Origin of the sequence: Streptomyces sp. NPDC051211, assembly GCF_040689505.1 — a bacterium.
GTDB lineage: Bacteria > Actinomycetota > Actinomycetes > Streptomycetales > Streptomycetaceae > Streptomyces.
The window spans coordinates 58864-75538 of sequence record NZ_JBFBAV010000006.1 but is presented as its reverse complement, the minus strand read 5'-3'; the positions used below and the strand labels follow the sequence as shown (position 1 = coordinate 75538).

Genomic DNA, 16675 nt, shown 5'->3' with positions numbered 1-16675 from the left:
GCGGTGGCTAGTGGCCGCCATGACCGCCCCAGTCGCCGTCGTGGTGGCCGTTGCCGCCGTAGCCGCCGTGGCCGCCCCAGTCGTCGTGGTGGCCGTTGCCGCCGTAACCGCCGTGGCCGCCCCAGTCGTCGTGGTGGCCGTGGCCGTTGCCTCCGTAACCGTTCCAGTCGTCGTCGTGCCAGCCGTTGCCGCCGTAACCGCCCCAGTAGGGGTTGTAGCCGCCGTACCCGACGTAGTCGTTGTACCAGCGGCCGTGGTCACGGTCTCCGCACCAATCGCGGTCGTGCCAGCGATGGCCGCCGTGCCAGTCGTCGTCGCAGCCGCCGTTGCCGGTCTGGACCTGCGGAAGGGTCTGCGGGGTTGAGGCGGCAGCAGCGCCACTGACGGGCATGAGGCCGAGGGTGACCCCGGCGGCCCCTGCCAGGACTGCCGCACCGATCCTACGGCGCATGTTCATGCACCTCCGAACATAGTTGGCGGTGAACACCAAGGGGCATTTCCACCGTCCCCCCGACCCGGCCCGCTGTCAAAATCACTCGAACATTCAGTCGAGAACGGCGATTCCGTCGAGCTCCACCAGCGCCTGCTCGTCCCACAGCCGGGTAATGCCGACCACCGCCATCGCCGGATAGTCCCGCCCGGCCAACTTCCGCCAGATCCGGCCCAGTTCGGCCGCGTGCTCGCGGTACGCGGCGACGTCGGCGGCGTACACGGTGACCCGGGCGAGCCGGTCCGGGGTGCCGCCGGCCGCCGCAAGGGCGGCCAGCAGATTGGCCAGCGCGCGCTCGAACTGCTCGGGCAGGGACTCCCCCACCACCGCGCCCGTCGCGTCCAGGGCGGTCTGGCCGGCCAGCAGCACCAGGCGGGAGCCGGTGGCCGACACCGCGTGCGAGAAACCCGTGGGCGGCGAGAGCTCCGCCGGATTGATCCGCTCCAGGCTCATCGGACGACCCCTGCCCCGCGGTACAGCTCCTTGGCGATGACGGTGCGCTGCACCTCGCTGGCCCCCTCGTAGATCCTCGGCGCCCGCACCTCCCGGTAGAGGTGTTCCAGCAGGTGTCCGCGCTGCAGGGCCCGGGCGCCGTGCAGCTGGACCGCATGGTCCACCACGTACTGCGCGGTCTCGGTGGCCAGCAGCTTCGCCATCGCCGCCCGCCGCGGCACGTCCGGCGCCCCGCTGTCCCGGTCGTACGCCGCGGCCGCCGCGTAGACCAGCAGCCGCGCCGCCTCGGTCCGGGTGGCCATCTCGGCGACCCGGTGGGCCACCGCCTGGAGGTCGGCCAGCACCCCGCCGAAGGCCTCCCGGCCCGCCGTGTGCGCCAGGGTCGCGTCCAGGGCGGCCCGGGCCATGCCCACCGCGAAGGCCCCCACGCTGGGCCGGAACCGGTTCAGGGTCCCCATGGCCACCCGGAAGCCCTCCCCCGGCCCGCCCAGCCGGTCCTCCGGCCCGACCGGCACCCCGTCGAAGGCGAGCGCCCCGATCGGGTGCGGGGAGAGCATGTCCAGCGGCTCACCGGTCAGCCCGGCCCGGCCGGCCGGCACCAGGAAGGCGGTCACCCCGCGCGCGCCCGGGGCCTCCCCGGTCCGGGCGAACACGGTGTAGAAGTCGGCCCCGGGGGCGTTCGAGATCCACCGCTTCTCCCCGGTCAGCCGCCAGCCCGCCCCGTCGGGTTCCGCCCGCAGGGCCAGCGCCGCGGCGTCCGACCCGGCCCCCGGCTCGCTCAGCGCGAACGCCGCCACCGCCGCGCCCTCCCGTACGGCGGGCAGCCAGCGCTCCCGCTGCTCGGCGCTCCCCGCGCTCAGCACCGGGTGGGCCCCGAGCCCCTGCAGGGCCAGCGCCGTCTCGGCCTCGGTGCACCCGTACGCGAGGGATTCGCGCAGCAGGCACAGCTCCAGTGCTCCGGAGGTGAAGAGCCGTTCCAGCAGGCCGAGTTCTCCCAATGCGGCCAGCAGCGGCCGGTTGACCCGGCCGGGCTCCCCCTTCTCCGCGAGGGGCCGCAGCCGGTCGGCCGCCAGGGCGCGCAGCCGCCCGGCCCAGTCCTCTTGTTCCGCCTCAAGCGCGAATACGGGCATCCGATGTCCCCTGTTTTATCGCGTCCAGTTGACTGCCGTCACCATCACGATACGCTCGTCTGGCGACCGCACGGCCGGCTCCACCCACTCGGTCCCAGACAAAGGGGCCCGGACCGTTGCAAGGGGGCGATCCCGCCTTGGAGCTCATGCCTTCCGCCCACACCGACACTTTCGCGCGCGACCACCTCCCACCCGCGCACGAATGGCCGGACCTCCTGTTCGAGTTGCCCGAGCTGGCCTATCCGGACCGGCTGAACTGCGGGGCCGAGCTGCTGGACGGCACGGTCGCCCGGTTCGGCGCCGACCGCCCGGTCTTCCGTACCGCCGCCGGGGAGGTGTGGAGCTACGGCGAACTCCTCCAGCGGGTGGACCGCATCGCGTACGTCCTCACCGAGGACCTCGGCGTGGTCCCCGGCAACCGGGTGCTGCTGCGCGGCCCGACCGGCCCCTGGCTGGCCGCCTGCTGGCTGGCGGTGATGAAGGCCGGCGCGGTGGCCGTCACCGTGCTGGCACAGCAGCGCGCCCAGGAGCTGGCCACCGTCTGCGCGATGGCCCGGGTCGGGCACGCCCTGTGCCATGCCGGGGCGCTGGAGGACCTGGACCGGGCCGGGGTGCCGGACCTGCGGATCACCCCGTACGGCGGGGAGAGCGCCGACGACCTGCTGCGGCTGGCCGACAAGCACCGGGGCCGCGCCTTCCCGGCCGTCGCCACCTCCGCCGACGACGTGGCGCTGATCGCCTTCACCTCCGGGACCACCGGACGGCCCAAGGGCTGCATGCACTTCCACCGGGACGTACTGGCCGTCGCCGACACCTTCTCCCGCCGGGTGCTGCGCCCCCGCCCCGACGACGTGTTCGCGGGCAGTCCGCCGCTCGGCTTCACCTTCGGCCTGGGCGGGCTGGTGCTCTTCCCGCTGCGCGCCGGGGCCTCGGCGCTGCTGCTGGAGCAGGCGGGCCCCAGACAGCTGCTGCCGGCCCTGGCCGAGCACCGGGTGACGGTCCTGTTCACCGCTCCCACCGCCTACCGGGCCATGCTCGACGAGCTCGACTCGCACGACCTGTCCGCGCTGCGCCGGTGCGTCTCGGCGGGCGAGAACCTGCCCGCCGCGACCTGGGAGGCCTGGCACGCGCGCACCGGCCTGCGGATCATCAACGGCATCGGCGCCACCGAACTGCTGCACATCTTCATCTCGGCCGCCGACGGGGACATCCGCCCCGGCTCCACCGGCCGCGTGGTGCCGGGCTGGCAGGCGCGGGTGGTGGACCGCGCGGGCCGGCCGGTGCCGGACGACGAGCCGGGGCTGCTCGCGGTGCGCGGCCCGGTGGGCTGCCGGTACCTGGCCGACCCCCGGCAGGGCGAATACGTCCGGGACGGCTGGAACCTCACGGGTGACACCTACGTCCGTGACCCGGACGGGTATTTCCGCTACGTCGCCCGCGCCGACGACATGATCATCTCGGCGGGGTACAACATCGCCGGGCCGGAGGTCGAGGAGGCGCTGCTCCGTCACCCGGACGTGGCGGAGGCTGCAGTGGTGGGACGGCCGGACGAGCACCGGGGCCAGATCGTGGTGGCCTACACGGTCGCCCGGGACGGCACCGCCCTCTCCGAGGACGCCCTGCGGGTCTTCATGAAGGCCGAGCTGGCCCCGCACAAGTGCCCGCGCGCCTTCGTGTTCGTGCCCTCGCTGCCCCGGACCGCCACCGGCAAGCTGCAACGGTTCCGGCTGCGCGATCTAGAGTGAACCCGTGGCCGAGCAGCACACCCCGCGTTCCCTGATCGTCACCTTCTACGGAGCCTACGGAAGGACCGCCGAGGGCCCCGTCGCCGTGTCCGCGCTGATCCGCCTGCTGGGCGCGGCCGGCGTGGACGCCCCCTCGGTGCGCTCCTCGGTGTCCCGGCTCAAACGGCGCGGCTTCCTGCTGCCCGCCCGGGCGGCGGACGGCTCGGCCGGGTACGGCCTGTCGGAGGAGGCCCGCGAGCTGCTGGAGGACGGCGACCGGCGGATCTACGCCCGGCCGCCGGCCGCCGGGGAGGAGCCGGCCTGGCTGCTGGCCACCTTCACGGTGCCGGAGCAGGAGCGGCACAAGCGGCACCTGCTGCGCTCCCGGCTGGCCCGGCTCGGCTTCGGCACGGTCGCGCCGGGCCTGTGGATCGGTCCCGCCCACCTGGAGGACGAGACCCGGCACACCCTCGGGCGGCTGGGCCTGACCTCGTACGTGGAGCTCTTCCGCGGCAGCCATCTGGGGTTCGCCCCGACCGCGGAGGCGGTGGCCCGCTGGTGGGACCTGACCTCGCTGGCGAAGCAGCACGAGGAGTTCCTGGACCTGCACGAGCCGGTCCTGCGGAGCTACCAGTCGGGTCCCGCGCCGACCCCGGAGGCCGCCTACCGCGACTACCTCCTGGCGCTGGACACCTGGCGCCGCCTGCCGTACGCCGACCCGGGTCTGCCGCGCGACCTGCTGCCGTCGGACTGGCCGGGCGACCGGTCCGCCGCGGTGTTCGGGGAGCTGCACGCCCGGCTGCGGGACGTGGGCGCGGGGTTCACGGACCTCTGACACCCGGCTTCGGTACGCCGGGCCGGTCCGCGACCTCGGGTCGGCGTGAGCGGGTGCCGGCCGGGCTCAGCCCCGGCCGGTCGGCGGTTTCCGGCTGCCCGCCCGGTACGGGGCCGGCCAGGGGGCGCCGGGGCCCCGGTAGTCCTGGTCGGCGGCCGCGTGCAGGGTCCAGTGCGGGTCGTACAGGTGGGGGCGGGCCAGGGCGCAGAGGTCGGCGCGGCCCGCCAGCAGCAGGGAGTTGACGTCGTCCCAGGAGGAGATCGCGCCGACCGCGATCACCGGGACGCCGAGGGTGTTGCGGATCCGGTCGGCGTAGGGGGTCTGGTAGGAGCGGCCGTACTCCGGGGTCTCGTCCGGTACGACCTGGCCGGTGGAGACGTCGATCGCGTCGGCGCCGTGCTCGGCGAAGGCCGCGGCGATGGCCACCGCGTCCTCCTCGGTGGTGCCGCCCTCCGCCCAGTCGGTGGCGGAGATGCGGACGGTCATGGGCCGGTCGTCGGGCCAGACCTCGCGGACCGCGTCGAAGACTTCGAGCGGGAAGCGGAGCCGGCCCTCGAGGCTGCCGCCGTAGGCGTCGGTGCGGTGGTTGGTCAGCGGGGAGAGGAAGCCGGACAGCAGGTAGCCGTGGGCGCAGTGCAGTTCCAGCAGGTCGAAGCCGCAGCGGGCGGCCCGGGTCGCGGCCGTGGTGAACTGCGTGCGGATCCGGCCGAGTTCCGGCTCGGTCAGGGCGTGCGGGATCTGGTTCGCCCCGGGCCGGTACGGCAGCGGGGAGGCGGCCACCACCGGCCAGTTGCCCTCGGGCAGGGGTTCGTCGATGCCCTCCCACATCAGCCGGGTGGAGCCCTTGCGGCCCGAGTGGCCCAGCTGGACGCCGAGTGCGGTGCCGGGCGCGGCGGTGTGGACGAAGTCCGCCACCCGGGTCCAGGCCGCGGCCTGGTCGTCGGTGTACAGGCCGGCGCAGCCGGGGGTGATGCGGCCCTCGGCGGAGACGCACACCATCTCGGTCATCACCAGGCCCGCCCCACCGAGGGCCCGCGCGCCCAGGTGGACCAGGTGGAAGTCGCCGGGCATCCCGTCCGTGGCGGAGTACATGTCCATCGGCGAGACCACGACCCGGTTGCGCAGGGTCAGTCCGCGCAGCCGGTACGGGGTGAACATCGGCGGGGTGTCCCCGTCCGGGCAGCCGAAGTCCCGCTCGACGGATCGGGTGAAGCGGGCGTCGCGGAGCCGCAGGTTGTCGTGGGTGACCCGGCGGCTGCGGGTGAGCAGGTTGAAGGCGAACTGCCGGGCGGGCTGGCCGACGTATCCGGCGAGGTTCTCGAACCAGCGCATGCTGGCGGCCGCCGCCCGCTGGGTGGAGGCGACGGCGGGGCGGCGGGCCTCCTCGTACGCGGCGAGGGCGGCGGGCACGTCGTCGGGCGCGGCGGTCACCGCGTCGGCCAGGGCCAGGGCGTCCTCGACGGCGAGCTTGGTGCCCGAGCCGATGGAGAAGTGCGCGGTGTGCGCGGCATCGCCCAGCAGGGTGATGTTGCCGTGCGACCACCGTTCGTTGGTCACCGTGCGGAAGGCCGTCCAGGCCGAGCGGTTGCCGGTGAGTCCGCGGCCGCGCAGCGCCTCGCTGAAGATCTTGGCGCAGCGGGCGGCCGACTCGGTCTCGTCGCAGAGGTCGAACCCGGCCGCCCGCCACACCTCCTCGCGCATCTCGACGATGACGGTGGAGGCGTCTGCCGCGTACGGATAGCCGTGCAGCTGCATGACGCCGTGCTCGGTCTCGGCGATCTCGAAGCGGAAGGCGTCGAAGGCGAAGTCGGCGGCCAGCCAGATGTAGCGGCAGCGGCCGGGGGTGAGCCGGGGCCGGAAGTGTTCGGCGAGGGCCTCGCGGGTGTTGCTGTGCACGCCGTCGGCGGCCACCACCAGGTCGTACGCGCCGGCCAGCGCGGCCGGGGCGGGGGCGGTGGACCTCGGGCGCAGGTCCACGCCGAGGGCGGCGCACCGCTGGTGCAGGACCTCCAGGAGCCGGCGGCGGCCGAGGGCGGCAAAGCCGTGCCCGCCGGAGGTCAGCAGCCGCCCCCGGTGGACGATGTCGATGTCGTCCCAGCGGACGAACTCGGCGGACAGTGCCTCGTACACCTCGGGGTCGGCGCTCTCGATGCCGCCGAGGGTCTCGTCGGAGAGCACGACTCCGAAGCCGAAGGTGTCGGCGGGGTCGTTGCGTTCCCACAGGGTGACCCGGTGGCCCCGGCGGGCGAGGAGCGCCGCCGCGTACAGTCCGCCCGGTCCTCCGCCGGTCACGGCGGCCCGCACGGCGCTACCGTCCCCGCCAGTCGGGCGGGCGCTTCGCGGTGAAGGCCGCGTGGAACTCGGCGTAGTCCTCGCCGTTCATCAGCAGGGCCTGGGTGGCGGCGTCCAGTTCCACCGAGGCGGCGAGCGGCATGTCGAGCTCGGCGGTGAGCAGGGCCTTGGTCTGGGCGTAGGCGAGGGCGGGGCCGGCGGCGAGGTGGGCGGCGAGTTCGGCGGCGCGGGCTGCGGCCTTGCCCTCCTCGGTGACCTCGCTGAGCAGGCCGATCCGCTCGGCCTCGGCGGCCCGGACGGGTTCGCCGAGCATCAGCAGCCGGGTGGCGTGGCCGAGTCCGACGACCCGGGGCAGCAGGTAGGCGGCGCCCATGTCGCCGCCGGACAGGCCGACCCGGGTGAAGAGGAAGGCGAAGCGGGCGGTGGGGTCGGCGATGCGGAAGTCGGCGGCGAGGGCGAGGACCGCGCCCGCGCCGGCCGCGACTCCGTGCACGGCGGCGATGACGGGGAAGGGGCATTCCCGGACGGCCCGGACGACCTGGCCGGTCATCCGGTTGAAGTCGAGGAGTTGGGCGGTGTCCATGGCGAGGGTGGCGCCGATGATCTCGTCCACGTCGCCGCCGGAGCAGAATCCGCGGCCTTCGCCGCCGAGGACGAGGGCGCGGACGGAGCGTTCGCGGGAGAGTTCGGCGAGCAGATCGCGCAGGTCGGCGTAGGCGCCGAAGGTGAGCGCGTTCAGCTTCTCGGGGCGGTCGAGGGTGACGGTGGCCACGCCGTCCTGCCGGGTGACCCGGAGGTGGCGCCACCGTTCGGTGCCGGCTGCGGAACCAGTGAAGGGGCTCACGTCCTCGACGGTATCACTGCTTGGTGACTGCCGTCACAGAAACGCAACAGGCTGCGCCACTCGGGTCGAACGTCCCGCCCGTGGCGGCACCGGTCCCTTCCGCTTCGGCCGGGGTGCCCTGGGGCGCGCCATTTCCACTTCGTATCGTTGAATGTTGAAACCAGGAGGGAGTCGGGATGGAACCCGCAACAACAGCCGTGAGGGAAACCAGGGCCTCCGCCTGGCGCATCGGCCTCCCGCACACCACCGTGGCCGTACCGATGGCCCGCGCGCTGGTCCGCACCGCCCTCACCGAGGCCGAGGAGTCCGCGGACAGCGACACGGCGGAGCTGCTCACCGCCGAACTGGTCGCCAACGCCGTGGAGCACACCCGGGGCGGCGCACCCATCGAGCTGGTCGTGGAACTGCTGCCGAACGGCTGCCGGGTCGAGGTCCACGACGGCGATCCGCGGCCGCCCGGCGATCTGGTCCGGCCGCGCTCCGGCGACAGCTCCCCCGACCCCTGGCAGGAGCACGGCCGCGGGCTGCTCCTGATCCGCGCGCTCAGCTCGGCCTGCGGCCACCGCAGCACCGCGCACGGCAAGGCCGTGTGGTTCACCCTGGCCGCCCGGCCGGGCGTATGAGTATGCGCGGGGCTACGCGAGGGTGGCGACGAGCACGGCCTTGATGGTGTGCAGCCGGTTCTCGGCCTCGTCGAAGACGACCGAGTGCTCCGACTCGAACACCTCGTCGGTGACCTCCAGGGAATCCAGCCCGTGCCGGTCGAAGATCTCCCGCCCGACCTTGGTGTCCAGGTCGTGGAAGGCGGGCAGGCAGTGCAGGAACTTCACCCCGGGGTTGCCGGTGGCGCGCAGCACGTCCATGGTGACCGCGTAGCCGGACAGGGCCCTGATCCGCTCGTCCCAGACCTCCTTGGGTTCGCCCATGGACACCCATACGTCGGTGGCCACGAAGTCGGCCTGCGCGACGCCTTCGGCCACGTCCTCGGTGAGGGTGATCCGGGCCCCGGAGGACTCGGCGACGGCCCGGGCCCGGGCCACCGCCTGCTCGGCCGGCCAGTAGGCCTTCGGAGCGACGATCCGTACGTCCATGCCGAGCAGGGCGCCGGTGACCAGGTAGGAGTTGCCCATGTTGAAGCGGGCGTCGCCAAGGTAGGCGAAGGAGACCTGCTCCAGCGGCTTGGCCGTGTGCTCGGTCATGGTGAGCACGTCGGCGAGCATCTGGGTGGGGTGCCAGTCGTCGGTCAGCCCGTTGTAGACGGGGACGCCGGCGAACTCGGCCAGCGCCTCGACGGCGTCCTGACTGTCGCCCCGGTACTGGATGGCATCGAACATCCGGCCCAGCACCCGGGCGGTGTCCTTGACCGACTCCTTGTGCCCGATCTGCGAGCCGGAGGGGTCCAGGTAGGTGGTGTGGGCACCCTGGTCGGCGGCGGCCACCTCGAACGCGCAGCGGGTGCGGGTCGAGGTCTTCTCGAAGATCAGCGCGATGTTGCGGCCCTGGAGCCGGCGCACCTCGGCACCCGCGCGCTTGGCCGCCTTGAGCTCGGCGGCCAGGTCGATCAGGCCGCGGAACTCGTCGGCGGTGAAGTCGAGCTCCTTGAGGAAACTGCGGCCGGCGAGGTCGATGGCCATGGGGTGCGCTCCAGGATCACATGGACAGGGGATACTGGAAGTCTATACGACGCATTGCATCGCTATACAGAGCGGGTGAACAGACTCACACCGCGGCGCCCTCTGCGGGCGTCACACGGGGTCGCGTTCCACCGGGCAGCTCATGCAGCGCGGGCCGCCCCGCCCGCGCCCCAGTTCGCTGCCCGGGATCTCGATCACCTCGATGCCCTCCTTGCGGAGATGCGTATTGGTGGTGACGTTCCGCTCGTAGGCGACCACCACCCCCGGCTCCACCGCGAGCACGTTGCACCCGTCGTCCCACTGCTCCCGCTCGGCCGAGTGCACGTCCTGGGTGGCCGTCAGCACCCGGATGGCATCCAGCCCCAGGGCCGCCGCGATGGCCCGGTGCATGTGCTCCGGCGGGTGGTCGGTCACCTTCAGTTCCCGCTCGCCGTCGCCCGGCTCGATCGTGTAGGAGCGCAGCATGCCCAGGCCCGCGTACTGGGTGAAGGTGTCCGCGTCGACCATCGTCATCACCGTGTCGAGGTGCATGAAGGCTCGGCTCTTCGGCATGTCCAGCGCCACGATGGTGTGCGCGGAGCCCGCCGCGAACAGTCCGCGCGCCAGCATCTCCACGGCCTGCGGGGTGGTCCGCTCGCTCATCCCGATGAGCACCGCACCGTTGCCGATGACCAGGACGTCCCCGCCCTCGATGGTGGACGGATAGTCCGCCTGCCCCTGCGACCAGTAGTGGAAGGCCCCGGAGGCGGTGAACAGCGGATGGTGCTTGTAGATGGCCTCGAAGTGCACGGTCTCGCGCTGCCGGGCCGGCCAGCGCATCGCGTTGATGGAGACCCCGTCGTAGATCCAGGCGGAGGTGTCCCGGGTGAACAGGTGGTTGGGCAGCGGGCCCAGAAGGAAGCCGTCCAGGTCCAGGGCGTGGAAGCGGACCGACACCGGCTCGGCGTGCCGCTCCAGGAACTCCCGCTTGGTCATCCCGCCGACCAGCGCCTCCGCGAGGTCCGCCGACGGCAGCTCGTCGAACACCGCCCGCAGGTGGTCGGTGGCGAGCGGCCCGTACTCCTTCTCGTCGAAGACCCGGTCCAGGACCAGGCGCCGGGCCTCGTGGATGTCCAGCGCCTCCCGCAGCAGATCACCGAACAGATGGACCGCGACACCCCGGTCGCGCAGGACGTCGGCGAACCCGTCGTGCTCCTGCCGGGCCCGCCGCACCCACAGCACGTCGTCGAAGAGCAACGCGTCCTTGTTGCTGGGGGTGAGCCGCTTCAGCTCCAGGTCGGGCCGGTGCAGTATGACGCGGCGCAGCCGCCCGGTCTCGGAGTCGACATGGAATCCCATGCCGTACACGTTCGCAGACCGGGCGGCGTTTTGACGTCCCGTTGCCTCAGTGAAGGCCGAGGAGCGCCTTCGGTGCGGCAATGAGCTCCGGGGTGATCACGCCGAGCTTCGGGGTCACCACGTTCGGCAGCCCGAAGTTGGAGGCGTCCGGCATGGTCAGCGGCGAACCGACCACCGCGCCCGGCCCCCTGGCCAGCAGGGGGGTGGCGGGGGCGGCGACCGTACCCTTGCCGTCCGTCTCGGGCTTGCCCAGCAGGTTCGGCACCGGGGAGCTGACCAGGGTGTCGCCGAGCTCCGTGCCGATCGGGATCACCGGCAGGAGGGGGCTGGGCAGCATGTCGCCCGTGTGGTGCCGGGGCGGCTCGATCGCGCCGACCACCGGCACCGGCACACCGGTGCCCACGCGCGGCGCGTCCACCCCCAGGGAGGCCTCGAGCGCCTCGAGCGGCACCTCCACCGGAACCGCGTCGGCCACGGCAGGAGCCGCCGCCCCCGCCGCTGCCATACAGGTCATGAGCGCCGCAATGCTTCCGCGCGCGGTCATCTTCATATCTGACGTTCCGTCCTTCCGTCCGTGCATACACACCGCTGCCCTGGAAGAACGATCCCGCGCGCCGCTGGTCACAGGGCATCTCCAGGCTCCCGGCGTTTGAGGTGCGGGGGCCCGGGGGCGGAGCCCCCGCAACGGCGCCGCACCGCACCACCGGCAGGAGCCAAATCCAGCCCCGCCGGCGATTGAGGCGCGGGGCCCAGGGACGGATCCCCCGCAACGGCGCCGCACCACACCACCGGCAGCAGCCAAATCCAGCCCCGCCGGCGATTGAGGCGCGGGGTCCGGGGCAGCGCCCCGGCAACGGCGCCGCAGCCGAGCACGGCCCGTACCCCGGCGGGTTTCGACCCGCCGGGGTACGGCAGCGGAGGCCGGAAGCCCGGCGGCAGCGGGCGGCAGGGGGCGGAGCTCAGAGCCGGGGGTCGACCGGCTCCGACTCCAGCGCCAGCACCGCGAACACCGCCTCGTGCACCCGCCACAACGGCTCCCCCGCCGCCAGCCGGTCCACCGCCTCCAGACCCAGCGCATACTCCCGCAGCGCCAGCGACCGCTTGTGCCCGAGGAACCGCTGCCGCAGCCGCTCAAGGTTCTCCGGACGCGTGTACTCCGGCCCGTAGATGATCCGCAGGTACTCCCGTCCCCGGACCTTGACGCCCGGCTGTACCAGCCGCCCGTCCGCGCCCCGCGCATACGCCTGCAGCGGCTTGACGACCATCCCCTCGCCGCCCGCGGCCGTCAGCTCCAGCCACCACTCGGTGCCCGCCCGTACCGACTCCGGGTCCGCAGGATCCACCACCATCCGGCCGGTCCGCCGCAGCAGCCCGGTCCCGTTCTTCTCGTCCGCCTCGACCAGCCGGTCCAGCCAGGCCAGCTGCCGGTCGTGCGGGACCGCGGCCAGGCTGCGGCCCTGCGCCGCCAGCAGCTGGAACGGCGCGTAGCGGACCCCGTCGAGGCCGTCGGTGGTCCAGCAGTAGCGCCGGTACGCCTCGGTGAACGCGGCCGCGCCCTCCGCCCGGCCGCGCTGCCGGGCGAGCAGTTCGCCGGTGTCGACACCGCGCGCGGCGGCCGCCTCCAGCGCGGCCAGCGCCTCCGGGAACACCGCGCCGGCCGCCGCGCCCACCGCCGCGTACTGGTTGCGGAGCAGTCCGGTGGACTTCAGCGACCACGGCAGCAGTTCGCCGTCGAGCAGCAGCCAGTCGCCCGCGCCGGAGGCGCTGTCGGATGCAGCGAGCTCCTCCCACAGGCCGGCGCCGTCGACCGCGTCCCGCAGGCGGGTGAGGACCTCCTCGGTGACCTGCGGGTCGTCGAAGAAGGGCCGCCCGGTGCGGGTGTAGACGGACCCGGTGGCTCCGGTCACCCCGAAGCGCTCCCCGGCCGCGGCCGCGTCCTTGCAGAGCAGCACGACCGCGCGCGAGCCCATGTGCTTCTCCTCGCACACGACCCGCTCGATGCCGTCCTTGCGGTACTGCGCGAACGCCTCGGCCGGGTGCTCCAGGTACCCCTCCTCCTTCGAGGTGGCGGTCGGTGCCATGGTCGGCGGCAGGTACGGCACCAGCCGCGGGTCGACCGCGAACCGGCTCATCACCTCCAGGGCGGCCGCCGCGTTCTCCTCCCGCACCGTGACGTTGCCGAGGTGCCGGGTCTCGACGATCCGCCGGCCGTGGACGTCGGCCAGGTCCAGCGGGCGCCCCTCCAGGCCCCCGGGCGCCTGGGCGACCAGCGGCTTGACCGGCTCGTACCAGACCTTCTCGGCCGGTACGTCGACCAGTTCGCGCTCCGGCCAGCGCAGCGCGGTCATCCTGCCGCCGAAGACGGCGCCGGTGTCCAAGCAGATGGTGTTGTTGATCCACGAGGTGTCCGGGACCGGGGTGTGGCCGTACACCACCACGGCCTTGCCCCGGTACTCCTCGGCCCACGGGTAGCGCACGGGCAGGCCGAACTCGTCGGTCTCGCCGGTGGTGTCCCCGTAGAGGGCGTGCGAGCGGACCCGGCCGGAGGTGCGGCCGTGGTACTTCTCCGGCAGGCCAGCGTGGCAGACCACCAGCTTGCCGCCGTCGAGCACGTAGTGGCTGACCAGCCCGTCGATGAACTCGCGGACCTCGGCGACGAACTCCTCGTCCTCCCGGGCCAGCTGCTCGACCGTCTCGGCGAGGCCGTGGGTCTGCTGGACCTTGCGCCCCTTGAGGTACCGGCCGAGCTTGTTCTCGTGGTTTCCGGGCACGCACAGGGCGTTGCCCGACTTGACCATGCCCATGACGCGACGCAGGACGCCGGGGCTGTCGGGTCCGCGGTCGACGAGGTCGCCGACGAACACGGCGGTGCGGCCCTCCGGGTGGACACCGTCCCGGTAGCCGAGCTTGGCGAGCAGGGTCTCCAGCTCGGAGGAACAGCCGTGGATGTCACCGATGATGTCGAAGGGTCCGGTGAGGTGGGTGAGGTCGTTGAAGCGCTTCTCCAGGACGACCTCGGCGGCCTCGGCCTCCTCGACGCTGCGCAGGACGTGCACCTTGCGGAAGCCCTCCCGCTCCAGGCCGCGCAGCGAGCGGCGGAGGTCGCGGCGGTGCCGCTGGATGACCTGGCGGGGCAGCCCGGCCCGGTCGGGGCGGGCCGCGTTGCGTTCGGCGCACACCTCCTCGGGCATGTCGAGGACGATCGCGATGGGCAGCACGTCGTGGGCGCGGGCCAGCTGGACCAGCTGGCGGCGGGCTTCCTGCTGGACGCTGGTGGCGTCCACGACGGTGAGCCGGCCGGCGGCCAGCCGCTTGCCGGCGATGTAGTGGAGGACGTCGAAGGCGTCCCGGCTGGCGCTCTGGTCGTTCTCGTCGTCGGCGACCAGGCCCCGGCAGTAGTCGGAGGAGAGGATCTCGGTGGGCTTGAAGTGCTTGCGGGCGAAGGTGGACTTGCCCGAGCCGGTGGCGCCGATCAGGACGACGAGGGACAGGTCGGTGACGGGCAGCACCCGCTTGTTCAGGTTCTCGGTGGTGTTCATGCGGCCTTGCCCTCCTTCGGGCTCTCGTTGGCGCTCTCGCTGTCGTTCACCAGGGTGAAGACGGCCATCTGGGTGGGCGGCCCGACCTCGGGGTCGTCGGGTCCGACCGGCAGGAACGCGGCCTCGTACCCGTACCGCCCGGCTGTTTCCCCCGCCCAGGCCCGGAACTCGTCCCGGGTCCATTCGAAGCGGTGGTCGCCGTGCCGGACGTGGCCGGCGGGCAGGGACTCCCAGCGGACGTTGTACTCGACGTTCGGGGTGGTGACGAGGACCGTGCGGGGGCGGGCCGAGCCGAACACCGCGTACTCGAGGGCGGGCAGCCGGGGCAGGTCCAGGTGCTCGATGACCTCGCTGAGCACGGCCGCGTCGTAGCCGGCCAGCCGCTTGTCGGTGTAGGCCAGGGAGCCCTGGAACAGGGTGACCCGGGCGGCCTGCCGTTCGCCCATGCGGTCCAGCCGCAGCCGCCGGGCGGCGACGGTCAGGGCGCGCATGGACACGTCCACGCCGGTGATCTCGGTGAAGGCGACGTCCTTGAGGAGTTCCTGCACCAGCTGCCCCTGCCCGCAACCGAGGTCCAGCACGCGCTGCGCGCCGGCCGCGCGCAGGGCGGCGAGGATGGCGTCGCGGCGCTGCACGGCCAGCGGCACCGGCCGCTCCTCGGTGTCCTGGGATTCGTCGACGGCGTTGTCGATCTCCTCGACCTCGCTGCCGTCGGCCTCGGCGAGCCGGACCAGTTCCAGGCGCTCCATGGCGTCCCGGGTCAGGCCCCGGCGGCGGGACAGGTAGCGGGCGGTGATGAGCTGGTGTTCGGGGTGCCCGGCCAGCCATCCGTCACCGGCCCGCAGCAGCTTGTCGACCTCGTCGGGGGCCACCCAGTAGTGCTTGGCGTCGTCCAGCACGGGCAGCAGGACGTACAGCTGTCGCAGCGCGTCGGCGAGCTTGAGCTCGCCTTCGAGGACGAGCCGTACGTAGCGGGAGTCGCCCCACTCCGGGAACTCGGCGTCCAGCCGGACCGGGACGGCCTCCACGGATGCCCAGCCCAGCGGCCCGAACAGCCGCTGAACCAGCTCGGGGCCGCCGCGCGCGGGCAGCACCGGAACCTCGATCCGCAGCGGCAGTGCCCGCTCCGGCAGCTCCGGCCGGGCGGCGCACTGCCCCTTCAGGGCGCTGCGGAAGACGCTGCTGAGCGCGACGGCGAGCAGCGAGGACGCGGCGTACGGCCGGTCGTTGACGTACTGCCCGAGCGCGGCATCGGGAGTCCCGCCCCGCCCCTTGCCCTGACCTCGCCGGACCAGCGCCACCGGGTCGACCTCGAGCAGCAGCGCGGCCGTGCACCGCTCGTCCGTGGCCTCGGGGTAGAGGACGTGGGCCGTGCCGTGGGAGGTGGCGAACGCCTGCGCCTTGCCGGGATGCTTGTGCAGCAGGAAGCCCAGGTCAGTGGCGGGGTGCTCGGTGGTACCGGTCGTAGTGATCGTCAGGAACATGCGTGTGAGTATGTGCGGACCGCTGTCGTCCGGCCAACGGTTTTCAGGTGGTCCGGGCTGCCAGGGCGGCGATGTCGGGCGGGCCGATGCGGCAGCAGCCGCCGATGAGGCGGGTGCCGGACTGCTGCCAGGCGGTGACCGGCCAGGGGACGGGGGCGGGCGGCGGGTGCCAGAGGCCGGCCGTGGCGTCCCAGACGGAGCCGTCGTTGGGGTAGGCGACGACGGGTTTGCCGGTGGCGGCGGCGAGGGCGACGGCCGGCAGGACCTCCGCGGGGTCACAGCAGTTGACCCCGACCGCGATGACCTCCTCGGATGCGGCGGCCTGTGCGAAGGCCTCGGCGAGGGGCTGGCCGGCCCGGGTCCGGCCGCCCTGCACGGTGTACGACAGCCAGGCGCGGGCGCCGGTCCCGGCGAGGACGGACAGCAAGGCCTCGGCCTCCTCGGTGTCCGGGACGGTCTCCAGGGCGAGGACGTCGGGGCCGGCCGCCAGCAGGGCCTCGATGCGGGGGCGGTGCCAGTCGGCCAGGGCGGCCACGCTCAGGCCGTACCGGCCGCGGTACTCGGAGCCGTCCGCCAGCAGTGCGCCGTACGGGCCGACCGAGGCGGCCACCCACACCTCGTGGTCCGCGGTTTCGGCGGCCCGCGCGGCCAGGGCGACGCTGCGGTGCAGCAGCGGCGGTTCGGCCCCGACCTGGTAGCTCGCGGTGATCAGCACCTCGGCGCCGGCCCGGGCGTAGGCGGTGTGGGCGGCCAGGACCTGCTCCGGGGCCTCGTCCAGCACCCGGCCCGTCCAACGGCCGCCGGACAGGTCGCAGCCCTGGTCGGCGAGCTGGTTGCTGAGCCCGCCGTCCAGCAGGACGGTGCGGCGGGCGAGGGCGTCGGCGAGCGGGCCGGATGCGCGGGTCATCGGGC

Annotated in this window: 14 protein-coding genes; 3 read left to right on the top strand and 11 right to left on the bottom strand. The window is 73.4% G+C overall.

The window, feature by feature from the left end; translation table 11 throughout:
- Positions 1-7: 7 nt before the first annotated feature.
- The 3 genes from AB0447_RS08920 to AB0447_RS08910 form a co-directional block, all read right to left on the bottom strand.
- A complete protein-coding gene (locus AB0447_RS08920; protein ID WP_366475872.1) occupies positions 8-451 on the bottom strand; it encodes a hypothetical protein in 444 nt (147 codons plus the stop codon).
- A 93-nt stretch (positions 452-544) separates the two neighbouring features.
- Positions 545-943, bottom strand: coding sequence for a RidA family protein (locus AB0447_RS08915; protein WP_366475871.1), 399 nt, complete (start codon positions 941-943; stop codon positions 545-547).
- On the bottom strand, positions 940-2073 hold the full coding sequence (locus tag AB0447_RS08910; RefSeq protein ID WP_366475870.1) for an acyl-CoA dehydrogenase family protein: 1134 nt from the start codon (positions 2071-2073) through the stop codon (positions 940-942). Before AB0447_RS08910 ends, AB0447_RS08915 begins: the two co-directional genes overlap by 4 nt.
- 146 nt (positions 2074-2219) lie before the next feature.
- Here AB0447_RS08910 and AB0447_RS08905 point away from each other — a divergent pair, with 146 nt between their 5' ends.
- A complete protein-coding gene (locus tag AB0447_RS08905; RefSeq protein WP_366475869.1) occupies positions 2220-3818 on the top strand; it encodes an AMP-binding protein in 1599 nt (532 codons plus the stop codon).
- A gap of 4 nt (positions 3819-3822) precedes the next feature.
- Positions 3823-4632, top strand: a complete 810-nt coding sequence (locus AB0447_RS08900) for a PaaX family transcriptional regulator C-terminal domain-containing protein (RefSeq protein WP_366475868.1) — start codon at positions 3823-3825, stop codon at positions 4630-4632.
- A gap of 66 nt (positions 4633-4698) precedes the next feature.
- Here the strand turns inward: AB0447_RS08900 and AB0447_RS08895 are convergent, their stop codons facing one another.
- The gene (locus AB0447_RS08895; RefSeq protein ID WP_366475866.1) at positions 4699-6936 is read right to left on the bottom strand and encodes a bifunctional salicylyl-CoA 5-hydroxylase/oxidoreductase; all 2238 of its coding nucleotides are present in this window, start codon (positions 6934-6936) and stop codon (positions 4699-4701) included.
- Positions 6937-6940: 4 nt separating this feature from the next.
- Positions 6941-7768, bottom strand: a complete 828-nt coding sequence (locus AB0447_RS08890; RefSeq protein WP_366475865.1) for an enoyl-CoA hydratase family protein — start codon at positions 7766-7768, stop codon at positions 6941-6943.
- A 176-nt stretch (positions 7769-7944) separates the two neighbouring features.
- Between AB0447_RS08890 and AB0447_RS08885 the strand changes: the two genes are divergently transcribed.
- Positions 7945-8391 carry an ATP-binding protein gene (locus AB0447_RS08885; RefSeq protein WP_366475864.1) on the top strand — a complete coding sequence of 149 codons (447 nt, stop codon included), beginning with the start codon at positions 7945-7947 and terminating at the stop codon, positions 8389-8391.
- 12 nt (positions 8392-8403) lie between these two features.
- Here AB0447_RS08885 and argF read toward each other — a convergent pair whose 3' ends face one another.
- The 6 genes from argF to mmuM all read right to left on the bottom strand — a co-directional run bounded on the left by argF (position 8404) and on the right by mmuM (position 16670).
- Entirely contained in the window at positions 8404-9402 is a 999-nt protein-coding gene (argF, locus tag AB0447_RS08880; RefSeq protein ID WP_366475863.1) for an ornithine carbamoyltransferase, read from the bottom strand.
- A 111-nt stretch (positions 9403-9513) separates the two neighbouring features.
- Complete coding sequence (locus AB0447_RS08875) at positions 9514-10740, bottom strand: arginine deiminase (RefSeq protein WP_366475862.1); 1227 nt, start codon at positions 10738-10740, stop codon at positions 9514-9516.
- A 46-nt stretch (positions 10741-10786) separates the two neighbouring features.
- Positions 10787-11254 carry a hypothetical protein gene (locus AB0447_RS08870; protein ID WP_366475861.1) on the bottom strand — a complete coding sequence of 156 codons (468 nt, stop codon included), beginning with the start codon at positions 11252-11254 and terminating at the stop codon, positions 10787-10789.
- A 445-nt stretch (positions 11255-11699) separates the two neighbouring features.
- On the bottom strand, positions 11700-14279 hold the full coding sequence (locus tag AB0447_RS08865; RefSeq protein ID WP_366475860.1) for a polynucleotide kinase-phosphatase: 2580 nt from the start codon (positions 14277-14279) through the stop codon (positions 11700-11702).
- Positions 14276-15763: a 3' terminal RNA ribose 2'-O-methyltransferase Hen1 gene (locus tag AB0447_RS08860; protein ID WP_366475859.1), complete on the bottom strand. Its 1488-nt coding sequence runs from the start codon at positions 15761-15763 to the stop codon at positions 14276-14278. Before AB0447_RS08860 ends, AB0447_RS08865 begins: the two co-directional genes overlap by 4 nt.
- Positions 15764-15806: 43 nt before the next feature.
- Positions 15807-16670 (bottom strand): homocysteine S-methyltransferase, encoded by an 864-nt coding sequence (gene mmuM / locus AB0447_RS08855; protein ID WP_366475857.1) that lies wholly within the window; start codon positions 16668-16670, stop codon positions 15807-15809.
- Positions 16671-16675 lie beyond the last annotated feature (5 nt).